Origin of the sequence: Lysinibacillus sp. RC79 (assembly GCF_041262405.1) — a bacterium.
In the GTDB taxonomy this organism is placed as follows: Bacteria; Bacillota; Bacilli; order Bacillales_A; family Planococcaceae; genus Lysinibacillus.
The window spans coordinates 1-24,543 of the sequence record NZ_JBGCCD010000017.1 but is presented as its reverse complement, the minus strand read 5'-3'; the positions used below and the strand labels follow the sequence as shown (position 1 = coordinate 24,543).

Genomic DNA, 24,543 nt, shown 5'->3' with positions numbered 1-24,543 from the left:
TATTATAGACCTACTTTATAGTCATATTCTTTCGCTTTATCTGGTTTAGCATTTTCAAACTCAGTTTTAACAAATGGACGATAAGACTTTACAACGTCTTTCACGAATGGAAGGCGTTGAAGTTTTGTTGTCATTGATTCAATTTCCTCTCGCTCGCAATAAAGCAATACATATTTTTGCCTCCGAGAAATATAAAGAACATGACCATATTTTCGAAGAGACTTCGCATGTTTTAATTGATGGACGTAAACAATTAGTCCTTGTCGTTCGTTCATATAGTATTCCCCTCATTTCTTACATAAAAGAATACCATAGACCGGAAAATGATAGCAACAGAGTTTAGCTGACAGAACGCTCAATTTTCCGTTATAATGGAAAAGCATGCAACGTTGACTAAGAGTTTTACATTCACTTATGCAAGTTATAGAGTACTAGTTAAAGTTAGATCTTTTTGTTTGCTCGCTGAAATTTAAAAGTGAAATTGCCGGTACTATTTATATTAATTTAATTGTTAAGGAGGACGAATATGGGTAAGAAAACAAAGATTGCGCTTGCAATCGCAGCGGCAAGTGCAGCTGCTTGGGCAGGTAGTAAAGCTATTTCCAAACCTCAACAACGAGAAGGTAAACAGGCATTACAATTTAATCACCCAATTATTCTCGCACATCGTGGCGGTGCTCATTTAGCACCTGAGCATACAATGCCTGCTTTTGAAAAAGCCGCACAATTAGGTGTTGACGGTTTTGAAATAGATATTCGCTTAACCAAAGATGAGGAAATTATCGTTTTCCATGATGATACTGTTGATCGTACGACAGATGGCTATGGACTTGTTGCAGATATGACTTTAGCAGAAATAAATGCATTAAACCACGGTTATCAATTTGAAGATTTGGATGGGGAATTTCCTTATCGAGATGAAAAAACAGATGTTGTAACATTACGTGAACTATTAGAAGCTTACCCAAACATGTTGGTAAATATTGATATTAAAGATGCACCAGATACGTATGAAGGAAGTTTAATGCCTTCTAAACTATGGCGTTTAATTGAAGAGCTTGGTGCTGAGAATCGAGTAGTTGTCACAAGCTTTCATGGTGAACAGGTAGATCGTTTTAATTTATATGCGCAAAATCAAGTAGCACTCGGTGCAGGTGAATCAGATGTTCGTAAAGCATTCGCTTCTTTCTCAAGCCAGTTCGGACATTTATATCACCCTAAGGTAGATGTATTCCAAATACCGCCTAAATCAGGAGTCATTACATTAGAATCTCCGAAGTTTATCCAGTTTTTAAGCAATTTAAACATCCCTGTTCATTATTGGACTATCAATGACGTAACAACAATGAATAAATTAATTCACAACGGCGCAAAAGGTATTATTACAGATCGACCTGATATTGCTGTAGAATTACTACAAAAATAAGAACATAGGAATGGAGCCTTCTCTCCATTTTATAATGGTTAACACATTGATTGGTGAGGGCCTTCTTCTAACAGCCCTTACCTTTTATTAATTTCTCTACCTATATAATTAGCAGGTATCGGGGATAAATCTAATTCTCTTGCCACACAGATAGCTACCCAATATGATGAAATTCATGTGCAATAACATGGTGTAAAATTTCATTTTTTGTATAAGTAATTGTATCCCCAGAGACCTTTACAATCTCATCGCTAAAATTCTCTTATTACTTCAAAAATTCAATGATTTCTCCTCGTAATTCAATTGAGAGATTTTTTACCTTTCGTCTCTTACTTGCCAGTTATACTCAAAAAAATTTGATCATGTGGCCTTCACCTCTTCATTTTTTCAGCAGATTTTATTCTAGTAAATACCAATAAACAGTAGGGCTGAAGAAAACCCCACTGTTTAAGATGTCACTTTATTGTAAATGACGTAATACCGCATCTGTTACATCGCGTAATGTCGCTTTTCCTCCCAAATCACCTGTTTTAATACCTTCTGCTAATGTTGCTTCCATCGCATTCAGCACTTTTGTACCAAGCTCATGATAGCCTAAAAAATCAAGCATCATTTTACCTGTCCAAATTTGTCCAAGCGGATTTGCTATCCCTTGTCCTGCAATGTCAGGGGCAGAGCCATGGACTGGTTCAAACATGGATGGATATTGTCGCTCTATATTTAAATTTGCAGCTGGAGCAATTCCGATACTTCCCATAATTGCACCACCTAAGTCGGTTAAAATATCCCCAAATAAATTTGATGCAACAATGACATCAAAGCTTTCTGGTTTCATCACTAAAAAGGCAGCTAACGCATCAATATGATTAGATACTTGTCCTATGTTCTCGTAATCTTTACCTACTTGTGCGAATACTTCATCCCAAAAAGGCATACTGTATGTAATTCCATTAGATTTTGTCGCACTTGTAACATGCTGGCGTCGAGTTTTCGCCATTTCAAATGCATATCGCATTGCTCGCTCTGTTCCCTTCCTTGTAAAAATAGCATTTTGGATAGCAACCTCATCCTGTCCACTATGTATTCTGCCACCACTTTCAGCATACTCTCCCTCTGAGTTTTCACGTACAACAACAAAATCAAAGCCATTTGGGTTACGTAAAGGTGAAGGCAAACCTTGAAGTAGTTTTGCTGGCCGCACATTAATAGATTGCTTCATCTCGCGGCGGATTTTAATAAGTAGCCCCCATAATGAAATGTGATCTGGTACTAAATCCGGCATGCCTACAGCACCTAAAAAGATTTGATCGTAACCTTTCAAAATTTCAATACCATTATCAGGCATCATTTTACCTGTCTCTAAATAATAATCACACCCCCATGGGAATGTTGTCCATTCAAATTGAAAGCTGCCATCTAATTGAGCCGCTTTATTAAGAACTTCTATCGCCGCTGGTACAACCTCTTTACCAATCCCATCTCCTGGTATAACGGCAATTCGATAAGTCTCCATCTGTTAATCCTCCTTTAATTTCTATATCGCCTATTCAATTACTATACAATTTTTCCGCCATAATTACATTCTGATGTTTATGGCTGTCGTTACAACATAGCATAGTAATAAAAAAGACTGTATAGAAACTCAACCGAGTTTGCATACAGTCTAAAAAAGTATTACCTTGTTTATGCAGAGCAAGAGCAAGAACCGCCTGAGCCACATCCTCCACCACATGAAGAACCTGCTGCAAAGAACGGATTACTTACAGGAACTTTTACCGCTTCTGAAACAGTTTTCCCTATAAGTAAGCTTATTTGATCAAGCAAATCTTGAAAATCATTCTCAGCAATTTTCAAAGCCGAAACCTTTTCATTTAAATCGAGCGTGCGCTTTTGCTGACGAATCGATTTCATAATTGTACGATAGTCCGGATGATATTTTCCGAAACGTTGTACATCTTCATACTGCTCTTTCATGCGATTAAATGCATAAATAGCTTCGACTATTTGGACATCGCTATATACAGCATTATATGCTTGCTGTAGCATTTTCGCAGGCTCAGAGGAAAGAATCATCCCACAAAGCGCATCGGCCTCATCCAAAATGATTGCCCAGTCAGAGGTCATCATCATTTTTAATTCCCCCAATCTATTTCCCATCATAACAGATTTTATGGTAATTTTACATTATTGATAATTTTTAATGAAGGAGTTTTTTAATTGGTACCATCATCTAAAGGACAAATAGAACAATTACTAGCAGAGATTTTACAACATAGTACAGCTGAAGATGAGGAAGTTTTACTACATTTATTGTCTGGTCTTCGCGATAAACAGGAAGGGATTCATCGACGTTATATTAATGCTGCCTTACACATGGTTGGCAAATTTGAGACTGAAGTTAGTGAAGTTCGTATTCCCATTACACCCGTAATCCATAATACCATTAAAGTACCACACGGTGGGATTATTGCAACAATTGCAGATGCAGCAATGGGAGGACTTGCTTCGCGTTCGGTACCAGAAGGCTACAATGTTGTCACAACAAATATGAATATTTCTTATATTGCTACAACGACTAACAAGGAACTAATCGCTCGTGGACGTTTCGTACATAAAGGGCGTCAGACACTTGTGATGGAATGTGATATCGAGGATGAGACTGGACGAAAACTTGCTATTGCGACTGGTTCTTTCTTTGTCATTCAACGCCGTCCTCAGACATAAGATTTAAAAAGTAATCTCGAATACATTGTTGATCGGAAAAAGGGAATTTTTGATTTTTTATTTGTTGGGTCTGTTCATGCCCTTTTCCGGCAACAAGTACAATATCACCTTTTTCTGCCTTTGCTAATGCTTGATGAATAGCAACATTTCGATCTAGATAGATTTCATAATATTGCTGCTCAGTAAAACCAGCAACAATACTTTCATTAATTAAAATAGGGTCTTCATCACGTGGATTATCAGTTGTTAAAAAAATGACATCCGCATACTTACTAGCGACTGCTCCCATCGCAAAACGTTTCGCCTTATCTCGATTTCCCCCACAGCTAAATACAAGATAAAGGGTTTTCGAGCGATCAAAAGTTTGCAAAACAGCCTGTAATGCCTCTGCAGTATGTGCGTAATCTACGAACACATCAATCCCAAATGGATTGCCTATTTTCTCAAGTCTTCCTTCTGGTAGCCTTAACAACCACATATGCTCTGCTATCTCTTCAATTGAGAAACCTAGACGCCATAAAGTCATTAACGCAGCTACAGCATTTTGCACATGGTATTTACCGATAAAAGGGATTTCTACAATATGTTCACTCGATGACGTTTGTAAACAAAGTACCGTTTTTCCAATTGATTCACTGACAATTTGGATATGTAAATCATTATGATTATCAAAGCCAAATGAGCAGGATTTTTTCTTATCATATATACCGACGGAACGGCAAAAATTATCATCTCCATTTAGCACTAGCTTTTTCGATAAATCTGCCAACCTTTTTTTCGCACGTTTATATGCCTCAAGTCCTCCGTGATCTTCTAAATGATCCTCCGATAAATTTAAAAAAACGCCACAATCGATATCACAATGATCAAGTCTATGTTGCTGTAATCCCATTGATGAAGCTTCTAAAACAACATGTGTAACACCATTTCGTACACATTGCTTTAAAATCGGATGCAACTCTTTTGCCTGTAATGTAGTTAATTGCTCATACACTGTTTGTTGTTTCTGTTCATTGATGAAAAATCCTACAGTTCCAATAACTGCAACGTTTTTATGTAGCGCTCTTAGCAATTGGCTCACAAAATGACTCACAGTTGTTTTACCATTTGTACCTGTAATCGCAATGACGGTTAATGCTTCTGCTGGAAAGGCTGAAAGCTTTGCACTCGCATACGATAAAAATAGGGATGTATTCGGAACCCAAACAAAAGGAATATTTTGATCGGTAATAGGTAGTGAAATACTTTCCTCTGATACTATAGCGGCTGCACCCCGAGCTAATGCTTCTTTGACAAAACGACTTCCCGATGTTTTTTTACCCTTACGTACAATAAAAATATCCCCAGGTTTTATTGCCTGAGCATAATCCTCAACGCCTGTAATATTTGTGCGAATAGATCCTCCGGTTACGCTACATGGCCAGTCTTTTAATAGCTCAGCTAATTGCAAGCTTCATTCCCCCTTTCGGTTCTCTATCATATGACGGCGTATGTACCGGTGTGACGAAAAATGTAGGCGCTCATTGTGCTTATTTATTTGCTTATCTATTTCGCCTAAAAATAAAAAGACTGAAGATAAACTTGATTTCGCCAAGTTTATCTTCAGTCTTAAATTTCTATTTATGGTGATGATTCATCAATATTTTCTACTGGTTCCTCAGAGTCTTTATTCTCACTATCCAGCTCCTGAGAAGAAGATTCTAAAAATATTTGCGTATAATAGTTTAAAAATACTCCAGATCCCACTGTCGTATATTTATCATTTAAAATGACTTTTCGATGCTCAGGTGAATTAAGCCAGCCATGCATTACTTCGATCGCATCAAAATAATCAGTCGCAAGATTTTCATTCGCCTCACTATATTCGTTTCCATGAGTTTCCAATCTCTTTTTTAAATCTCCATTTGTTGGTGATTCATGAGCAAGGAAATTTTGAACCTTCATATCTTCACTATGCATTTTTGCAACTTCTTCTAATGATTCATCAATATTTAATGGAGCTAAATCATGTTGAACTCTTGTTACATTTATTAAATCGTCAAGCTCTGTAGCACTCGCTTCATTAATTTCCTGCTGTAAAAAGGAAGATGGTGGTGTTGGTATAACTAACTCGCCTTGATAAGTCATTTCATAAGGTTGATGAAGAACAAGCGTTTTACTATTAGTAAAGCGTATTCCTTGTAGCTCACCCGTTTCTCTATCTATATAAAGTTGTGCAAAAAGCCCATCGAATTTTACAAGCAATCGTGTCTGCATATCTTCTTCACTCATTGAGAAAACGAAAATATTTTTTCCGACATTCGCAGTTACTTCATAATCAATGATTGTCATTCGGTATATATCATCGCGCTTCTGACCAACCTTAAAAGGGTAAGCATCTAAATCTTTACCTGCAATGTAAACTTGTGTCACAACATTATTTTCAACGCCTACCATGAAAAATGTAGAAGCATTTGTATTATAGATCCACCAATCGTAACCAAAGGATGATGGTTCCTTTCGTACTGGTTTACCGTATTTCTCCAAAACTACCTTTGCTCCTTGACCGATTAATGTCGACATCCCGCTTTTAGGACGTGTTGTTGCCCCCATTTCAGGCTGCTTTAATTCGGTTTTGGGAATAATATTTGAATTGGCATTCGGGCCTTTTAGTGGCTCGTTTTCACGTGGTGTATTAAAAAACATAAAGCCAATCAACGCAATTGCAGCACATGCCATAAAAATGCGAAATAAAGCTTTCATACATGACTCCTTCTTATCACATTATTCTAAGTTATTATATCAATTGTAATTGGGTTGACACAATGTTGTCATTGCAACAATGTCGAATATGCTCTATTATAAAAATGAGCGTATACTTTGGTACGAGAACCTAAAGGAGGATTATAGATGTATTTTGAAAATACTAACCTTGAAAATTTAACAGCTGATCAAGAACTTATTGTAAGTGTCATGAAAAACAATGGTTTAGAATGTGATGGCGGCTGGGATTACGAGCGTATGACATTTGATAAGCGTTTCGATACTCGTGAGGGACGTTATTACCTACGTGTATTCGCATATGCAAAATCTGGTGATGTTGGTGCACACGATGCAATCCTAACATTAATGAAACCAGCACTTGGTAAGTACTACTATCCACACGGCGTTGAGTATGGTGATGATGAAGTTTTCCCAGCTCATCTTGTAAAAAAATGTGAAGAAATCTTAAAAAAGGTTAAATTAGACCTACAAGCTTTTGAAATTCATGCATAATTTTAGATAGTTATTTCACGGTGCATACATGTCGATTAAACATCGAAATCATTTTAAATTTATCAGGCAACAGCAAATTGGCAACAGCATGCAGTGCAATAGCTAAATCTGAAAAGACTGGTGGTCCAGTCTTTTTTATTTTGAGTAAAAATTTTATTTCTTCTCATACTAACTATATCTTTTACATGATGTAGGTGAGATAAATGTTACAATTTTTCAAACACCCCTTTTTTCGCCATCCGATCATCGTTATAGCTGTCGGAATTGCAATTCTCTGGTTTATATCCCTGTCATTACCCATACTGCTTGCCTACGTAACTGCATTATTATTGGAACCGGTCATCATACGAATTAGTAAACGGTTCCGAAAAAAACGCAAAATAGTCGCATCCATTTTTTTTATATTCTTTTCAAGTATGACATTACTATTATGTATTCTCATTATATTTATAAGCTGGAAACAATTTTCAACATTTATCATTCATATTCCAGAGTACCTCAATCAGCTATCAGCACTATGGATTGAAATACAATCCAAGCTTTCCAACTATACTTATCATTTGCCCTTAGATCTTGTTATACAAATTCAACTTATGATAGCACGAGCTCTATCTTCAATCGAGAATTATGCTCTTTCTTTAACAAATATGAATGTTTGGTCATCTTCACTTACGTATATAACTTCTCGTTTGTTTGATATTTTTGTTTATTGGATTGTCTTATATATGTTTCTTTTAGAATTACCAAATATTAACCGTAAAATGTTAGCGCCTATTTCGTTTCATTATCATCAAAAAATACTATTTATTGGACAGCGCGTAAAACTTGCTTTATTTGGTTTTATGAAAGCACAATTTTTAGTTGGTATTTGCATTTTTGCTATAGCTTTTGGAACCTTTTATTTTCTTAAAACACCATTCCCACTTATTTTATCACTCTTACTAGTCATTTTAGATTTCATTCCCTTTTTAGACTCATTTATTTTGCTTCTTCCTTGGGCAATATACAAAGCCTTTACAGGTGAATATATCTATGCTGTTATGTTAGTCGTACTAACGATCTTACAATTTTTAGTTCGACGTATGATTGAGCCTAGAGTTATTGGAAATAAGGTTGGGCTCTCCTCACTAACAACTTTTATTGCAATGTTTATCGGTTTTAAAATGTTTGGATTTTTTGGTATTTTAATCGGTCCTTTACTCGTTGTTGTTGTCCTTTCCCTATTTAATCAAACATCCATAAAAAATCTCCCTCCTTCTCAAAAATAAGGAGGGAGATTTTTTTTTTATCAATTATGCCTTGGCATAATTGCGTCCGGAATCGGTTTGTGCTTGGGCCTGCATGTCCGCCGGAGACTTTAGGCCAACAAATGTTTATTGCGCGAAAGCGAAGCGACAGCAACAAGGTGTTTTGTCTGTGCGAAAGCGAAGCGACAGCAAAAGGGTTTTATCTGCGCGAAAGCGAAGCGGCAGCGGCAACAACACGATGTTGGTCACTCAAGCGTTTTCACAAGACGTGCAGTTCTTAGCCTGAGTTCCTCTTTTCAGCGGATGTTTGGACGCCCGCTGAAAGAAGTTAAAAGCCTAATATAGCTTTAATGACAGATGTTGTTTCACCTGGTTCAAACATAACATATAGTAAAATGTATACTAAAACTCCGGTAATAGCTACGAAGAACCAAATAATACTTGTAATCGGTCCAATACGGCGGTGAAGCTTGAGATTAGTTTTTAAACCAGAAATGATACTAACAATGCCAAATACTGCTCCAGTTGTTGCCAGAGTAATATGGAAAATTAAGAAGAAAGTATAATATGGTTTTAAATCTTCTCCGCCACCAAACGCTGTGTTACCAATAAAGATTGTTCGTGAAGCATAAATAATAAAGAAGATAAGTGCTGCAACTCCTGCTGCAAGCATTACTTTTTTATGTGCCTCTACTTTTCCTTTTATAATTAAGCCCCAACCAATAGCTACAAGTACTGCACTAATAACGATGAATGATGTACTTATAGTAGGCAAAATGTGCAATTCCATTTACAAAACCCCTTATACAAATTAAAGTTTCTTTTTATAACTGATGTTGATGTTGGCTTTCCCATTTCTTTTGATGTTCTTTTAACGCATCAGCAGTAATTTTATCAGGATCCTTTTGTTCTGAACGATACCATTTAATAAAGATTGATCCGAGTAATACCCCAAAAATAAGCTCTTGTAAAATCTTCATTAAAACACCGCCTAGTTGCTGATCGGCAACAGCTGACATATTTGTAAAGAGCTCTGGTCCGGAAAGAGATAAACTAGATAATGTGGAAGCTGGTACACAAAGTTCCATTGCTTTTAACCACGCCTCACCATTTGTATATGTTTCATACATAGCGTCTGATGCAAAAATAATTAACGCACAAGCAGGTGTAATTAATACCGCATTAGCAATGATATAGCCTAATTTATACAAAGGTTTCATTTGTGGACTATTAGGCATCTTTTGAATCAAAGGCCAGTACATTAAAACTGCAGAAACAAATAATACAAACGTATATGTACTATGTAAAGTTTCATTTAATTTAATGTAGTCTAATACTGCAGGTAAGTGGTAAAAAGAAAATAAACCAATAAACACAAATACCGCAACGACAGGGATTGTAAATGTTTTAAATAAAGATCTAACTACCGGTGCTTCAATCGCAACTTTCCATACCCACCAAGGAATCCCCTTAATTAAGAAAATCGGTACAAGTAACAATAAAATAGCCATTTGCACCATATGCATCGTAAACATAATGTGCGCCATTAAATCTATTGGAGATCCTTTAATAATATAAATCGTTACCATTGCCAGTACAAAATAAATAGCCTCTTCCTTTTTCAAAGGCTCACTTACTTTAAAATCCTTGCGCCACTTTGTTGTGACTAAAAAATAGATGACTGTTATGAAAACAAGAACCCCTATTAAATATGGGCTCCATAAAGCTTGGAAACCAAATATACTAAGTGGCATACAGAACGCACTCCTTTAAACTTCAGTACTCCTATTATAGAACGCTTACACTTATTCTGCAATGAACGAAAGGTGAACAAATTACTATCCACAATTTACTGTTATTCGAAGTGTAAAAAACATAATGTTCAAGGAAATCTGTGAATGTTGTAGCACTTTAATGAGGGTGATTTCCGTTCCAGGCTACTCGCTTTCCTGTGGGCGAGCGTCGAGCCGCTTCCTCCGCTGCGCTCCGTGCAGGGGCTCGCCTGTCTCGCTTTCCCACGGGAGTCGAGTAGCCTTCCACTCCAATCAACAATAGCGTAGAATTTTTATTAATTTAAATACATTTCAAAACGGACACTAGGACCCTGAACCATAATTGAACAGAATATACTTTTTAACAGTGAAGTAACTTTTTATCACATAAATTAAACCGACATATTTAGAGAATTCATGCGAATTAGTTGATTGAGGTGGAGACCGGCGACATGATAAAGAAAAAGGACTCACGCACAGTTTTGTGTATGTATCTTTTTTGCTCTTTGGACGGTGGATGTCGATAAAATTCAAAAGTTGGGCGATAATTCCTGAAAGTGTTCCAATAAAACTCAAAAGCTGGAGAGCATTTTGTTAAAACGTGTGTTATGCTAATTAGTTGATTGGAGTGGAGACTGGGCGACTCCTTGGGAATCAGCGATATAGAGGAACGAAGGCTAAAAGCATCACGTCCTGTGATAACGCATTCGTGACCAACATCCTGTTGGCCCGAGACCCTGCAGCGAAGCGAAGCGGCTCATCGGACGCCCCCAGGAAAGCGCCCAGTCGGAACGGAAATCAACTCCTCGTTTTGCCCAAACCATACTTGATAACACCTTAATTTCATTGACACAATAGAAAAAAGAAAAGCACGTTCCTACTGAAAGTAGGGAACGTGCTTCTTTGGTGATTACCACCAAATAATTGTTAAAAAAGCTAAGAAGAAAGTAAATGCGATTAGTATACCCATCCACATGAAGAAACCAATTACACCACCGAAGTGTGTTTTTTTGTCTTCTAAGTGCATGAAAGCGTAAAGTTGAAGAACAACTTGAACACCAGCAAGCAATAAGATGAGCGGTAATATTAAGTATTTAGAAAAATCAGCTGCAACTACTGCGAATGCGATAAACGTAAAGAAAATCATAATCGCAAAGTTAATTACTTGTTTACGCATATGAACGGCATTATGATGACGATCATACTCGTATTGTGCCTGAGACTTAGCAACTATAGGTGTATCGTGTGAAGACATATTATCCGATCACTCCCATCAAGTATACTACTGTAAAGATGAATACCCAAACTACGTCGATAAAGTGCCAGTATAATGCAGCCACGAAGAATTTAGGTGCATTGTATAAATTAAGACCACGCTTAGCATTACGAAGCATTAACGTAGAAATCCACACAAGACCTAATGTTACGTGGAAACCATGTGTACCAACTAATGAATAAAACGCAGTTGAGAATGCAGATTGGTTAAATGTAAAACCAAGACCTACATAATGGTTGAATTCATAGATTTCCAGACCTAAGAATCCAAGACCTAAAAGTAATGTAATACCAAGCCAAGTTTGCATAGCTTTAAAGTTAAAGTTACGCATATGGTAAATTGCATAAACAGACGTTAGTGAAGATGTTAATAATAACATCGTCATAGCGAAAGCTAAAGGTAATTCAAACAAATCTTGTGTTGTGAACTCCATGCCAGCAGGCCCTTTGTTCTTAAGCGCTAGGTAAGTAGCGAATAAACTTGCGAAAAGTACAACTTCACAGGCAAGGAAAATCCAGAAACCAACAACTTTATTTTTCCCTTCCATCGTAGCTTGTTCAGGATGATCTGGCCAAGTATGAGGAGTAAATTTAGTATTGAAATCCATTATTTATTTCCTCCTTTGCCATAAAGATGTTCTTCAATTTCAAGAATTTCTTCTTTGTGTAAGTGGAAGCCGTGATCGTCCTTAACAGAACGGAAAATCATAGCACCAAATGTAATTGCAAGACCTGCAATTAAAATATAAATTGACCACGGTTTATCTGCATCTGGATTATAAAGAGCACCGAATGCTGCGATAAACAAGCCCATAGAAATAACAAATGGGATAGCTGAGTTATTTGGCATATGAATATCACCGATTGGCTCAGCAAATGTAACTTCTTTATTTCCTTCTTGTTTTTCAATCCACCAAGGATCTAAACCACGAACAAGTGGTGTTTGACGGAAGTTATAGAATGGGATTGGTTGTGGAATTGACCATTCTAATGTACGTCCATCGCCCCATGGATCGCGACCTGCTGGTTTGCCTTTGATTGACATTAAGCAGTTGATTACCATTAAGATAACCCCTACACCCATCATTAATGCACCGATTGTAGAGATATAGTTGAACTGATCCCATCCTTGACCTTCCATGTAAGTGAATACGCGACGTGGCATACCCATTAAACCTAAGAAGTGTTGAACGAAGAACGTTAAATGGAATCCAATAAAGAATACCCAGAAAGTAATTTTACCAAGTGTTTCGTTTAACATACGGTTGAAGAAAATTGGCCAGTAGAAGTGCGCTGAACCAAATAACGCTGTTACGATACCACCAACGATTACGTAGTGGAAGTGAGCAACGATAAAGTAAGAATCGTGTAATTGGTAGTCAAGAGGTGCAGATGCTTGCATTACCCCTGTAACACCACCCGCAACGAATGACGGGATGAAACCAAGTGCATAAAGCATTGGTGTTGTAACTTTAATAGATCCGCCCCAAATAGTTAAGATCCAGTTGAATACTTTCATACCTGTTGGAACGGCAATTGCCATTGTTGCAACAGCAAAGATTGCGTTGGCTGTTGGCCCAAGACCAACTGTAAACATGTGGTGAGCCCAAACCATGAACCCTAAGAAACCGATTAAAATTGTTGCGAATACCATTGAAGAGTATCCAAATAATCGTTTACGAGAGAACGCTGGAATAATCTCAGAGAATAAACCAAACGCCGGTAATACTAAGATATAAACCTCTGGGTGTCCGAAGATCCAGAATAAGTGTTCCCAAATAATTGTGTTACCACCCATAGTATGGTCAAAGAAGTTACCACCGAACATACGGTCAAATAACATCATTAATAAACCAATTGTTAATGGAGGGAATGCGAATAAAATTAATGCACTTGAAACAAGTGCAGTCCAAGTGAATAATGGCATACGCATGAATGTCATACCTGGAGCACGCATTGTAATAATCGTAACGATAAAGTTAAGACCTGATATTAATGTACCTGCCCCTGATATTTGTAAACCGAGAACATAGAAGTCAATACCATGTCCAGGAGAATATAAAGATAATGATGCATAAGATGTCCAGCCCGCATCAGGAGCGCCACCCATAAAGAATGACAGGTGAAGGAATAATGCACCTAGGAAGAATAACCAAAACCCTAAAGAGTTAAGGAACGGGAATGCTACGTCACGCGCACCAATTTGTAATGGTACAAGCATGTTCATAAATGCGAATAGTAATGGAGTCGCAGCTAGGAATAACATTGTCGTTCCGTGCATTGTTAATAATTCATTGAAAAAACCAGCTGAGATGAAATCGTTATTTGGTTTCATTAATTGAATACGCATTAATAACGCTTCAAAACCAGCGATAGCAAAGAACAATGTACCGGCTAATAAATACATTACTGCTAACTTTTTATGGTCAACAGTTGTAATGTAGTCCCAGACAGTTGCTCCAAAGCCCTTTTTCTGTGTGTATGAGCTCACAACTTCTACCTCCCTCAAAGTTTGTTACATAAAACTTAAAATTATTTCTCAACAGATAAGCCCATGATATAAGTTGCTAGAGCTTGAATTTCTTCGTCAGTTAAGTCGCCATAAATTGGCGCAGTACCATCTGCATTCATCATTAAGTTACCTGGTTTGAATTGCCCAGGATCCTTAATCCAAGCTTTTAAGTTATCTTCATTATGTTCTAAGAAACCAGCAACACGGTTACGGTCACCAAAAGCAGTTAAGTTAGGACCTGGTGTACCTGCACCACTTGTACCAGATACAGCATGACAACCCATACAGCTCTTAGCAAATGTTGCTTCCCCAAGATCTGTTGAAGTTTTGTCAGCTTTTTTCCCATCTGTTGCTTTCATTGAAGCTACCCATGCATCGAATGCATCTGGGCTTAATGCTTTAACTTTGAAGTCCATTAGAGCATGTGAAGGACCACATAACTCAGCACATTTACCATAGAATACGCCGTCTTTAAGGTCTTTTGATTCTTTATCGAATTCTAGATAGAACTTGTTTAAGTTCTCTACGTTCGTATCCATTTTACCGCCTATAGCAGGAATCCAGAATGAGTGCTTAACATCGGCAGCTTTTAAGTTAAAGTAAACTTTTTGACCTGTTGGTACAACTAATTCTTGTGCAGTTACAATACCTTGGTTAGGGTATTCAAACTCCCACCAATATAATTTAGCAGTTACATTTACTGTAAGTGCTGTTTTGTCACCGTTTTCATCTACTTCGTCCATCGCAGCAACATCTGCAAATTTGTAAGTAGCCGTAACAACTGGTACAGCTAAGATTAATAATAAAATAATTGGAATAACTGTCCAAATTATTTCAAGAGTGTGACTTCCTTCTACTTGCTTAGGAATAACGTTTTCGCCAACTTTTGAACGGCGGAATTTTAAGAATGCAAGTAAATAGATAACGGATACTATTACTACAACTAACGTCATAATCCCAGTAGCTAGCATTAATAGATTGAATTGTTCTTTACCTACTTGACCAGATGGTTTCAGTGCAGAAATATAATCTTCACCACAACCAGAAAGGAAAACCATCATCACTGCTAGTAGTGAAAAAAGACGCCATTTTTTAAGCCCTTTCATCATGCTTAATTAAACCCCTCTTTCTTTGTTGTATTTTCATGTGTACCTAGGAAATAAGTTCTGTCTATATGAATTCTTTAGGAAAAGAAAGAATTCCTAAATTTAGCTAAACAACGCAAAAATTATGATGGATACAAATAGTATGGTCATATGATTCAACGAATAGATAAACATTTTATTTGCCCATTTCATATCATCTTTTGTAGTAAAGCCTTTAAAAGCTAGAATCAACCAGCCCAAGTTCAATGCAGTGGCAAGAATTAAGAAGCCTACTCCAAGCTCTGGTAAAAGGAATGGTAATGGTAATAATAAAAGAATCCAGAATAACATCGAGTACTTTGTACGTTTAAATCCTTTTACTACAGGTAGCATTGGTATATTAGCTGCACGATATTCCTCAGTACGTTTCATAGCAAGTGCATAAAAATGCGGTGGTTGCCATGCAAACATGATTAGGAATAAGGCAAGTGCTCCAGGACCTAATGCAGGTTCAACAGCTGCAAACCCAATAACTGGTGGAATCGCCCCTGAAATACTTCCTACAACCGTGTTACTAACATGCTTCCTCTTTGACCACATTGAGTACAGAACGACATAAGCAAATATTCCTACTAGTCCCCACATGCCGGCCGCAAACGAAGCCGCAAATAACAAAATTTCACCTACAATTAAAAATGAGAGGGCAATAGTCAATACAAAATTCGGCTTAAATCTCCCCGTTACTGTCGGTCTACCCTTCGTTCTTTTCATGATTGGATCAATATCCTGATCAATAAAGTTATTCATTGCGCCCGAGCCACCTATAATTAATGCCGCACCCAGCATGGTGAACAATATTACATCTAGCTCTTGCAAAAAGTGTCTACTAGTAAATTGAAATGCCAGCCACATCCCTGTAAACGTTGTGACAAGATTCGAGTTAACGATGCCAATTTTTATTAGTGCTAAGAAATCTTTTACGACAGATGTTGATGCCGGTCCGCCATTTCTAGTAGCCGTCAGTGCACGACCGTTTGACATAATACCTCTCCTTTCATTTTTGTAAGCATATTCCGCTACCAATTACTATAGCGAAATTTGCGATTGATTTCTAGACATTAAGTGAAATTTAGATGAAGTTGTAAAAATTAGCTTTGTCTAGAAAAATAATTAAAAACAACATATCTATAGTAAAACATTTTCTAAAATGAATTGTGAAGGTTAGAGTACGAAATTATGAACAATTTGTGAAATGGAATCGACATCTAATACTCCCTACTCTTTACAAGTTGTTTTTTACCTGTATTTTCGATATCATCTAGTAGCAGAAACATTACTTTCATGTAATGTTCATAGACAAAGTAGGTGACTCATTTTATGCAACACAACAGGTATATGAAATGGTTTGCTGTTGCCGCTACAGTTGGAATGCTCCTTATTTTACTAGGTGGAGCACTTGTTACCAAAACAGATAGTGGCTTAGGCTGTGGTCGAAACTGGCCTGATTGCAATGGTTCTCTTATTCCAAAAGAAATTACACCAGCAGTCTTAATTGAATTTTCACATCGTCTTGTAACTGGGATCGTATCTCTTTCAATTCTTGCGTTAACAGTTTGGACATGGCGTAAACTCGGTCATATTCGTGAAGTAAAATTATTAGGTTTCTTAGCGATGTTTTTCTTAATCGCACAAGCTCTTATTGGAGCAGCTCAAGTGTTGTGGGGACAAGGTGATTTCATACTAGCACTCCACTTTGGGATTTCTCTTATTTCCTTTGCTGCTGTTCTCCTTCTTTCTATGATTGTATTTGAAGTCGATCGGAAATTTGATGCCGATAACGTTTTTATTGGAAAAAAATTACGTTGGCATACGATTGCTGTCACAATTTATTCTTATTTAGTCGTTTATACAGGGGCGCTTGTTCGCCATACAGACGCTAGCTTAATATGTCCTGACTGGCCATTTTGCTATAACGATACACCATTCGCAGCTTTTAATAATATGTATGAATGGGTGCAAATGGGACATCGCCTAGCTGTTCTTATCTTTTTCATTTGGATTGCATACATAACTTGGCACGCTGTAAAAGAATATAAACATCAACGTGTTATTTACTATGGCTGGATTATTGCCTTTACAATAGTAATTTTACAAGTGATTGCTGGTATGCTAGTAGTCCTAACTAAATTGAATTTAACAGTCGCATTACTTCATTCATTATTTATTTCAATTCTATTTGGTCTACTTTGCTATATGGTAATGCTAGTTGCACGTAGCAATTATAATGAAAAAAACAAATAATAGTAGAAAAAGATTCGCCATATTTTTCGATGGCGAATCTTTTTTATTTTTTCAAACGCTTCTATCTTAATGTGTTAAAAAATCGATAAGTTTATTATTGCAAAATAGTAAATTAATAGATTCATCACCATAAGTTGGGGATGACATTTGTTAAAACGTATACCCTGTATATAAGTTGATTGGAGTGGAGGCTGGGCGAATACTTCATGATCAACATCCTTTTTCATCGGACGCCCCAGGAAAGCGCTCAGCCGGAATGGAAATCAACCCTACATTATAGTGAAGAGCCACTATAGCAAAATAAAAAAGGTTATTAGTATGCTATAAAAGCCATCTAATAACCTTCTTTTTTATCGATTATTCGATTTCAATTAACAAATCACCTGTTGAAATGGCGTCACCCGCACTAGCGTATACTTCTTTCACGACGCCGTCTTTCGGTGCTTGCACTGTTGTTTCCATTTTCATCGCTTCGGTAATTAATAAGTGATCCCCACGTTTTACAGAGCTTCCTTTGGATACGACTACCTTTAAAACCGTACCTGGCATCGTTGCTCCAATTTGATTTGGGTTGCTTGGATCTGCTTTTAATGCAAGGCTGCCATCTACTTCAACAGTCATATCTTGAATGACTAGTTCACGGGATTGACCGTTTAGCTCAAAATAAATAACACGTGTACCATCATGCTGTGGTTCGCCAATGGAAACAAGTTTAATAATCAGTGTTTTTCCTTTTTCAATCTCGACTTCGATTTCTTCGCCTAGTTTTAACCCGTAAAGGAATGTTGGCGTATCTAATACCGAAATATTGCCGAAGGAGTTCACTGTTTTTGCATACTCTTCAAACACTTTCGGATACAAAGCAAACGCTAGCACATCCTGCTTCGTCACGGGACGATTTAACTTTTCCTCTAGTATCGCCTCTAGTTGCTCAAAATTCACAGGCTCCAGTAGCTCGCCAGGACGTACCGTAATTGCTTCACGATCCTTTAACACTACCTTTTGGAGTGCCTCTGGGAAGCCACCATGCGGTTGTCCTAAATAGCCTTGGAAGAACTCAATCACAGAATCTGGGAAGTCGATAGTTTGCCCTCTTGTCAGTACAGAATTTTCATCTAAATCGTTTTGTACCATAAATAACGCCATATCACCGACTACTTTCGAAGATGGTGTTACTTTGACAATATCGCCAAATAGAAGGTTTACGCGGGAATACATGTGCTTCACTTCTTCCCATCTGTCCCCAAGCCCCACTGCTTTGGCTTGCTGCTGCAAGTTACTATATTGGCCTCCTGGCATCTCGTGGACATAAATTTCAGAATGTGGGCTAATCATGCCGCTTTCAAAATCCTTATAATACTTACGTACATCTTCCCAGTAGTATGATAACTTTTCAAGCGCATCGATATCGGCACGAACCTCCCGCTTACTGCCCTTCATTGCATAGTACAGGGAGTTTGCACTTGGCTGTGACGTTAAGCCTGCCATCGAACCGAGCGCCGTATCAATGATATCCACTCCTGCCTCGATCGCCTTGGCATATAAATAAATACCATTGCCACTTGTATCATGCGTATGCAGATGGATTGGTAGACTTGTCGTCTCTTTCAACTCGGAAATTAAACGATATGCTGCTTCTGGTTTCAATAATCCAGCCATATCTTTTATCGCTAAAATATGGGCACCTGCTGCTTCTAGCTCCTTTGCCATTTCCTTGTAGTATTGAACTGAATATTTTGCTCTTGTTTCATCAAAAATATCTCCTGTGTAACAGATCGCAGCTTCAGCAATTTTACCTGATTGACGTGCAGCATCTATGGCTACTTCCATTCCTTTAATCCAGTTCAAGCTATCAAAAATGCGGAAAACATCAATGCCTGATGCCGCTGATTCAGCGATAAACTCTCGAATTAAATTGTCTGGGTAGTTTGTGTAGCCGACTGCATTCGCACCACGTAATAACATTTGGAATAGCACATTCGGTACTTGTTCACGCAGCTTGGCAAGGCGCTCCCATGGGTCTTCTTTTAAGAAACGATACGCCACATCAAATGTCGCGCCTCCCCACATTTCGAGTGAGAAGAAATCATGCATCATGTGCGCTGTTGCGTCTGCAATTTCGAACATATCCTGTGAACGTACACGCGTCGCAAGAAGTGATTGGTGCGCATCTCGGAAAGTTGTATCCGTTAATAGCACATCCTCTTGCTCTTGAATCCATTTCACAAGCCCTTCTGCTCCTTGGGCATCTAAAATTTGCTTTGTCCCTGCTGGAGGAATGATTAATTTATCGACTTTTGGGATGCTCGGCTGTACAAAAATTGGTTTCGCCTTCTGCTCTACTCCTGGGAAGCCATTTAGCGTCACATTGCCAATATAACTTAAGAGCTTTGTCCCACGGTCCTGGCGCACAGGGAAATTAAATAGTTCAGGTGTTGTATCGATAAAGCTTGTATCAAATGCACCCGTTAAAAATTTCTCGTGTGTTACGACATTATTTAAGAATGGAATATTCGTTTTCACGCCACGAATACGGAACTCTTTTAAATTTCGATCCATTTTTGCTGCGGCTTCTTTAAACGTCATTCCTGTTGTTGAAATTTTCACCAGTAATGAATCATAGTACGGTGTTACTACAGCCCCTTGGAAGCCATTACCGGCATCTAAACGAACGCCAAAGCCTCCGCTTGAACGGTACACCATAAGCTTCCCTGTATCTGGCATAAAGTCATTCGCTGGGTCTTCCGTTGTGACACGTGCTTGAATCGCATAGCCGATCATTGGAATATCCGCCTGTAGTGGAATGTGTATTTCCTCACTGTGAAGACCGTAGCCTGCTGCCACTTTAATTTGGGCGTGCACAATATCGACACCCGTAATCATTTCAGTAATCGTATGCTCTACTTGAATACGAGGGTTGACCTCGATGAAATAAAAATCCTCGCCTGCAACTAAAAATTCTACTGTCCCTGCATTTATGTATGAGACATTTTTCATTAATTGAACTGCAGCATCGCAAATTCGGTTTCTTAAATCTTCCGAAATTGAGTTAGATGGTGCGATTTCAACAACCTTTTGATGACGACGTTGAATCGAACAATCACGTTCATATAAATGAATGATATTGCCCTGTTGATCGCCAATAATTTGGACTTCTATATGCTTCGGCTTAATAATAGCCTTTTCTACATACACCTCATCAGAGCCAAATGCTGCCTTCGCCTCTGATTTTGCACGTTCATAGGAGGAAGCTAGCTCCTCTTCTGTACGAACAAGACGCATTCCACGACCACCACCGCCTAGTGCTGCCTTAATCATAATTGGATAGTCATGTGCGTTAGCAAAGGCCTCTACCTCTGTTAAATCAGCTACTGGACCATCTGTACCAGGAATAACAGGAATACCTGCAGCAATTGCTTGTTCACGCGCCTTCACCTTGTCTCCAAACATATCTAAATGCTGGGAAGTCGGCCCAATGAAGACAATCCCCTCTTCTTCACAACGACGTGCAAATTCTACGTTTTCCGATAAAAAACCATAACCCGGATGAATCGCATCAACATTAGCATCTTTAGCAATCGTGATAATGCCCTCAATATCTAAATAAGCATCAATTGGTTTCTTGCCAGCTCCCACTAAATAGGCCTCATCTGCTTTAAAGCGATGGAATGCCCCACTGTCCTCCCGCGAATAAATGGCTACAGTTTGGATATTCAACTCCGTACATGCACGGAAAATACGAATTGCAATTTCTCCTCGATTGGCTACGAGAATTTTTTTGATTGACTCCATTGATATCCCCCTTTATGATTGTGTTTTTCTTCTTTCTATCTTTTCAAACATAGAAACATTAATTAATATTCCGATCGCTAAAGATAGAATAATTATAGATGTCCCGCCATAGCTAATAAAAGGTAGCGTTACACCGGTTAACGGGATTAACCCAGTTACACCCCCAAGATTGATGAACGTTTGCCAGCCAATCCAGCTCGCAATACCAGCCGCAATCATACGTGCTAGTGGATCTTTCGTGCGCAACGCAATCGAAAATCCTTTATATACAATAAATCCTAAACCACCTAAAACGATAAGAACGCCCCAAATTCCTAGTTCCTCCATAATAATCGCCATAATAAAATCGGTTTGTGGTTCAGGCAAATACCCCAATTTTTGAATCGATTGACCGAGACCTCTTCCCTCTAGACCGCCTCCGCCAATGGCATAATAACTATTGACAACTTGGTGACCACTACCACTTTCATAATTAAATGGGTTTATGTATGATTTAATACGGCCCATACGGTTATCCGTTAACATATCCCCTTTAAACAACCATAGTATACCAAAGATGACTCCTCCAAACGCACCCAATACCCCGAAAAACTTCCAAAATGTTTTAAACGGAATGCCACTCGCTGCTACAACACAAACAGCGATTCCACATAAAATAATACTTGCTCCCAAATCGGTTTCAAATGCAACACCAGCAACAACTAGAATCCAGAGGAATATTGGATAAAATATTTCATTTGGTTGTAGCTTTTCAAGTGTATATTTTTGTCCTTTCCGATAAAAAGCAGCAGCAAAATATAAAATTATAAATAGCTTCGCATATTCAGAAGGCTGAAAGTTCCCAAAACCGGGGACGGAAATCCAACTTTTAGACCCTATTCCTGCTTCATCACCATTACCAGCAACTTTTACCCAAGTAAATAGTACAACTAATACAGCCGTTAGTATCAACATAACTTTTTTATTTGCATAATGCTTATACGGAAAAAATGCCGCTGCTAAAAATCCAAGAAAAGCTACAGTTAAATTGATTACTTGCTTGTGGTAATAATAATCTGGTGCCTTTCCTTTTATTGCAATCGCTACCATCATACTTGAACTATAAATCATCACTAACCCAAATATACTTAATAATAGGAAAGTAAAAAATAATGGGTAATCAAAATTTTGTGCATAACGTTTTAAGTATTGTTTCATCGGAAAACCTCATTCTAGAAAAAAAACTCAAATCGCAAATTGCGTTTGAGTTTTTTCTTTTTATTTGTCTGTATACGCGTCATGTAGTACAGAAAGTTCTTTCTCGAGTGAATCGAGAATTTCTTTGCCTTTTTCGCGATCAATGAGTCCAAGCTTCACAGCAAAGTCAATTTCACGTGAAAGGCCGAACATTTGTGTATCTAATACTTCTTCATATAGAGGGCATTGTGGCATTGTTAAATGATCCATTTGTACTCGAATGAGGCGAGCAATTTTATCTGCATCAGCAACTAAAAGCTCCAAAGCCTTCTCTTGAAAAGAAGTTTGTGATTTAGTATCCATGAGGACGCCCCCATTATCTGATATTTCTTCGATTCTATCTTAATAAAGTTTATCTTTTAGTCGTTAAAAATGCAAGTGTCTACATTGGAAAATAGAGAAATCGAATTATATTTCTTTATTATCTCTAGTCATTAGCGTTATACTATTTCATGGATATACAAGATTTGAGGAGGATTTCTATTATGGAAACAATAATTCCTATCAAGGGCGCAGTTACATTCCAACTAACATTAGATCCCACTGTTTGGATTTTCGATGATCGTAAATTAGATTTAAAAACGTACTTCGATGCAAAAGAAGTTGAGGAAGATTCGGATATTAAATATATGCGTGAGGTAGGTGCTCACTGGTCACGTGAGATTATGGAAGGGGCTACTTTCCCACCAACATTGAAATCAGAACGAAAATTTGACCGCAAAGGGATGGAAACAGGTACTTTCGGGATCGAATTAAGTCCCTTCTTGAAAAATGCTGAAATTAAACCTGAAGCAACAACAATCGTCATTGAATGTGAAGATGGCAAAGAATATCCATTTACAATCGAAGAAGCTCATACATTAATTTTAAAATATAGCCAAGATGGCAAGCCATTACTTGAAGATGGTCCTATTCATGTGCTATTTAGAGACGGTTCAAATGTAGACAACCCGATCAAAAATGTATTTGCTATTCGTGCTGAGTAGGAGGGATTGCAATGCGCGTAAAATGCGTTATTTGCGATACAATTAACAATTTAGATGATAATTTACCGTTAGCAAAAAAATTACGCAATCGACCAATTAATACGTATATGTGTGGTACATGCCATGATCGTATTGAAGATAATACTGTCGCACGCATTGAAACAGGAAATTTCCGTTTTTATCGTACTTCACCACAAATGGATAAAGAATTTTAACAGCAACTGAAGGAGGTGACTCATTATTTGAGACACCTCCTTTATGTTGTTGAAAACTATTGTGTCAATGAAATTAAGGGTCCTAATCAATTATGCCTCGGCATAATTGCGTCCGGAGGCTTTAACTTCTTTCAGCGGGTATTTGGACACCCGCTGAAAGAAGTTAAATATAGTATGCTCTTCGGCAAAACGAGGGGGTGATTTCCGTTTCGGCTGGGCGCTTTCCTGGGGGCGTCCGATGAGCCACTTAGGCCAACAGATGTTTTTTGCGCGAAAGCGTAGTGCTAACGTAGCGGCAGCAGCATGATGTTGGTCACGAAGGCGTTATCACAGGATGTGATGGTTTTAGCCTTCGTTCCTCTACCGCTGATCCCCAAGGAGTCGCCCAGCCTTCACTTCAATCAACCTCTTCACATGACATACGTTTTAACAAAATGTCATCCAACTTTTTAGTTTTATCGGAACTTTCAGGAATTATTGCCCAACTTTTAAATTTTATCGATAAACTTTCACGTTTTATCACCCAACTTTCACATTTTATCACCCATCTTTTAATTTTTATCGACATCCACCTTCCAAATAGCAAAAGGGTTTCTTCTGTGCGAAAGCGTAGCGGCAGCAACAAATGTTTTCTGCGCGAAAACGAAGTGTCAGCGGCAAATGTTTTCTGCGCGAAAACGAAGTGTCAGCGGCAAATGTTTTCTGCGCGAAAACGAA

At 38.0% G+C, this 24,543-nt stretch carries 24 protein-coding genes; 8 read left to right on the top strand and 16 right to left on the bottom strand.

From position 1 onward, the window contains the following. Positions 1-2: 2 nt before the first annotated feature. Complete coding sequence (locus tag ABH968_RS16280; protein WP_370045562.1) at positions 3-275, bottom strand: YlbG family protein; 273 nt, start codon at positions 273-275, stop codon at positions 3-5. 251 nt (positions 276-526) lie between these two features. On the opposite strand from ABH968_RS16280, the gene ABH968_RS16275 reads away from it, so the two are divergent. Next, a complete protein-coding gene (locus ABH968_RS16275) occupies positions 527-1,426 on the top strand; it encodes a glycerophosphodiester phosphodiesterase family protein (protein ID WP_370045560.1) in 900 nt (299 codons plus the stop codon). A 154-nt stretch (positions 1,427-1,580) separates the two neighbouring features. Here ABH968_RS16275 and ABH968_RS16270 read toward each other — a convergent pair whose 3' ends face one another. The 3 genes from ABH968_RS16270 to ABH968_RS16260 form a co-directional block, all read right to left on the bottom strand. Then, the gene (locus ABH968_RS16270) at positions 1,581-1,646 is read right to left on the bottom strand and encodes a hypothetical protein (RefSeq protein ID WP_370045681.1); all 66 of its coding nucleotides are present in this window, start codon (positions 1,644-1,646) and stop codon (positions 1,581-1,583) included. A gap of 240 nt (positions 1,647-1,886) precedes the next feature. After that, positions 1,887-2,939 carry a tartrate dehydrogenase gene (locus ABH968_RS16265; protein WP_370045558.1) on the bottom strand — a complete coding sequence of 351 codons (1,053 nt, stop codon included), beginning with the start codon at positions 2,937-2,939 and terminating at the stop codon, positions 1,887-1,889. 170 nt (positions 2,940-3,109) lie between these two features. Continuing rightward, positions 3,110-3,556 carry a YlbF/YmcA family competence regulator gene (locus ABH968_RS16260; protein WP_370045556.1) on the bottom strand — a complete coding sequence of 149 codons (447 nt, stop codon included), beginning with the start codon at positions 3,554-3,556 and terminating at the stop codon, positions 3,110-3,112. 87 nt (positions 3,557-3,643) lie between these two features. On the opposite strand from ABH968_RS16260, the gene ABH968_RS16255 reads away from it, so the two are divergent. Continuing rightward, a complete protein-coding gene (locus ABH968_RS16255) occupies positions 3,644-4,150 on the top strand; it encodes a PaaI family thioesterase (protein WP_370045555.1) in 507 nt (168 codons plus the stop codon). Here ABH968_RS16255 and ABH968_RS16250 read toward each other — a convergent pair. Together ABH968_RS16250 and ABH968_RS16245 are read right to left on the bottom strand one after the other, a co-directional pair. Further along, positions 4,125-5,600, bottom strand: a complete 1,476-nt coding sequence (locus ABH968_RS16250) for a UDP-N-acetylmuramoyl-L-alanyl-D-glutamate--2,6-diaminopimelate ligase (protein ID WP_370045553.1) — start codon at positions 5,598-5,600, stop codon at positions 4,125-4,127. The genes ABH968_RS16255 and ABH968_RS16250 overlap by 26 nt on opposite strands. 170 nt (positions 5,601-5,770) lie before the next feature. Further along, complete coding sequence (locus ABH968_RS16245) at positions 5,771-6,892, bottom strand: CAP domain-containing protein (RefSeq protein ID WP_370045552.1); 1,122 nt, start codon at positions 6,890-6,892, stop codon at positions 5,771-5,773. A 147-nt stretch (positions 6,893-7,039) separates the two neighbouring features. Here ABH968_RS16245 and ABH968_RS16240 point away from each other — a divergent pair, with 147 nt between their 5' ends. Together ABH968_RS16240 and ytvI are read left to right on the top strand one after the other, a co-directional pair. Continuing rightward, a complete protein-coding gene (locus tag ABH968_RS16240) occupies positions 7,040-7,405 on the top strand; it encodes a YugN family protein (RefSeq protein WP_370045550.1) in 366 nt (121 codons plus the stop codon). Between the two features lie 203 nt (positions 7,406-7,608). Further along, positions 7,609-8,673, top strand: a complete 1,065-nt coding sequence (ytvI, locus tag ABH968_RS16235) for a sporulation integral membrane protein YtvI (protein WP_370045548.1) — start codon at positions 7,609-7,611, stop codon at positions 8,671-8,673. A gap of 307 nt (positions 8,674-8,980) precedes the next feature. Here the strand turns inward: ytvI and ABH968_RS16230 are convergent, their stop codons facing one another. The 7 genes from ABH968_RS16230 to cyoE form a co-directional block, all read right to left on the bottom strand. Beyond that, on the bottom strand, positions 8,981-9,442 hold the full coding sequence (locus ABH968_RS16230) for a DUF420 domain-containing protein (protein ID WP_370045546.1): 462 nt from the start codon (positions 9,440-9,442) through the stop codon (positions 8,981-8,983). A gap of 34 nt (positions 9,443-9,476) precedes the next feature. Continuing rightward, positions 9,477-10,406, bottom strand: a complete 930-nt coding sequence (ctaG, locus tag ABH968_RS16225) for a cytochrome c oxidase assembly factor CtaG (protein ID WP_370045544.1) — start codon at positions 10,404-10,406, stop codon at positions 9,477-9,479. 928 nt (positions 10,407-11,334) lie between these two features. Beyond that, complete coding sequence (locus ABH968_RS16220) at positions 11,335-11,679, bottom strand: cytochrome C oxidase subunit IV family protein (protein ID WP_053594672.1); 345 nt, start codon at positions 11,677-11,679, stop codon at positions 11,335-11,337. Between the two features lies 1 nt (position 11,680). Further along, the gene (locus ABH968_RS16215; RefSeq protein ID WP_370045542.1) at positions 11,681-12,307 is read right to left on the bottom strand and encodes a cytochrome c oxidase subunit 3; all 627 of its coding nucleotides are present in this window, start codon (positions 12,305-12,307) and stop codon (positions 11,681-11,683) included. Further along, on the bottom strand, positions 12,307-14,190 hold the full coding sequence (ctaD, locus tag ABH968_RS16210; RefSeq protein ID WP_370045540.1) for a cytochrome c oxidase subunit I: 1,884 nt from the start codon (positions 14,188-14,190) through the stop codon (positions 12,307-12,309). Before ctaD ends, ABH968_RS16215 begins: the two co-directional genes overlap by 1 nt. Positions 14,191-14,231: 41 nt before the next feature. After that, positions 14,232-15,320, bottom strand: a complete 1,089-nt coding sequence (gene coxB, locus ABH968_RS16205; protein WP_370045539.1) for a cytochrome c oxidase subunit II — start codon at positions 15,318-15,320, stop codon at positions 14,232-14,234. Between the two features lie 99 nt (positions 15,321-15,419). Continuing rightward, on the bottom strand, positions 15,420-16,337 hold the full coding sequence (cyoE, locus tag ABH968_RS16200; RefSeq protein ID WP_370045538.1) for a heme o synthase: 918 nt from the start codon (positions 16,335-16,337) through the stop codon (positions 15,420-15,422). A gap of 336 nt (positions 16,338-16,673) precedes the next feature. Between cyoE and ABH968_RS16195 the strand changes: the two genes are divergently transcribed. Further along, entirely contained in the window at positions 16,674-17,597 is a 924-nt protein-coding gene (locus tag ABH968_RS16195; RefSeq protein ID WP_370045536.1) for a COX15/CtaA family protein, read from the top strand. Positions 17,598-17,954: 357 nt separating this feature from the next. On the opposite strand, the gene pyc is transcribed toward ABH968_RS16195, so the two are convergent. From pyc to ABH968_RS16180, 3 genes are read right to left on the bottom strand one after another with little or no spacing between them, the layout of a single operon-like run. Next, the gene (gene pyc / locus ABH968_RS16190; protein WP_370045534.1) at positions 17,955-21,389 is read right to left on the bottom strand and encodes a pyruvate carboxylase; all 3,435 of its coding nucleotides are present in this window, start codon (positions 21,387-21,389) and stop codon (positions 17,955-17,957) included. A gap of 12 nt (positions 21,390-21,401) precedes the next feature. Next, on the bottom strand, positions 21,402-22,586 hold the full coding sequence (locus ABH968_RS16185; protein WP_370045532.1) for an FtsW/RodA/SpoVE family cell cycle protein: 1,185 nt from the start codon (positions 22,584-22,586) through the stop codon (positions 21,402-21,404). 60 nt (positions 22,587-22,646) lie between these two features. Further along, the gene (locus tag ABH968_RS16180; protein ID WP_053483432.1) at positions 22,647-22,928 is read right to left on the bottom strand and encodes an Fpa/YlaN family protein; all 282 of its coding nucleotides are present in this window, start codon (positions 22,926-22,928) and stop codon (positions 22,647-22,649) included. Positions 22,929-23,110: 182 nt separating this feature from the next. On the opposite strand from ABH968_RS16180, the gene ABH968_RS16175 reads away from it, so the two are divergent. The 3 genes from ABH968_RS16175 to ABH968_RS16165 form a co-directional block, all read left to right on the top strand. Further along, a complete protein-coding gene (locus tag ABH968_RS16175) occupies positions 23,111-23,611 on the top strand; it encodes a peptidyl-prolyl cis-trans isomerase (protein ID WP_370045530.1) in 501 nt (166 codons plus the stop codon). A gap of 11 nt (positions 23,612-23,622) precedes the next feature. Further along, entirely contained in the window at positions 23,623-23,826 is a 204-nt protein-coding gene (locus tag ABH968_RS16170) for a YlaI family protein (protein WP_370045528.1), read from the top strand. 434 nt (positions 23,827-24,260) lie between these two features. Next, the coding region (locus ABH968_RS16165) for a hypothetical protein (RefSeq protein ID WP_370045526.1) at positions 24,261-24,543 on the top strand (283 nt) is incomplete at its 3' end.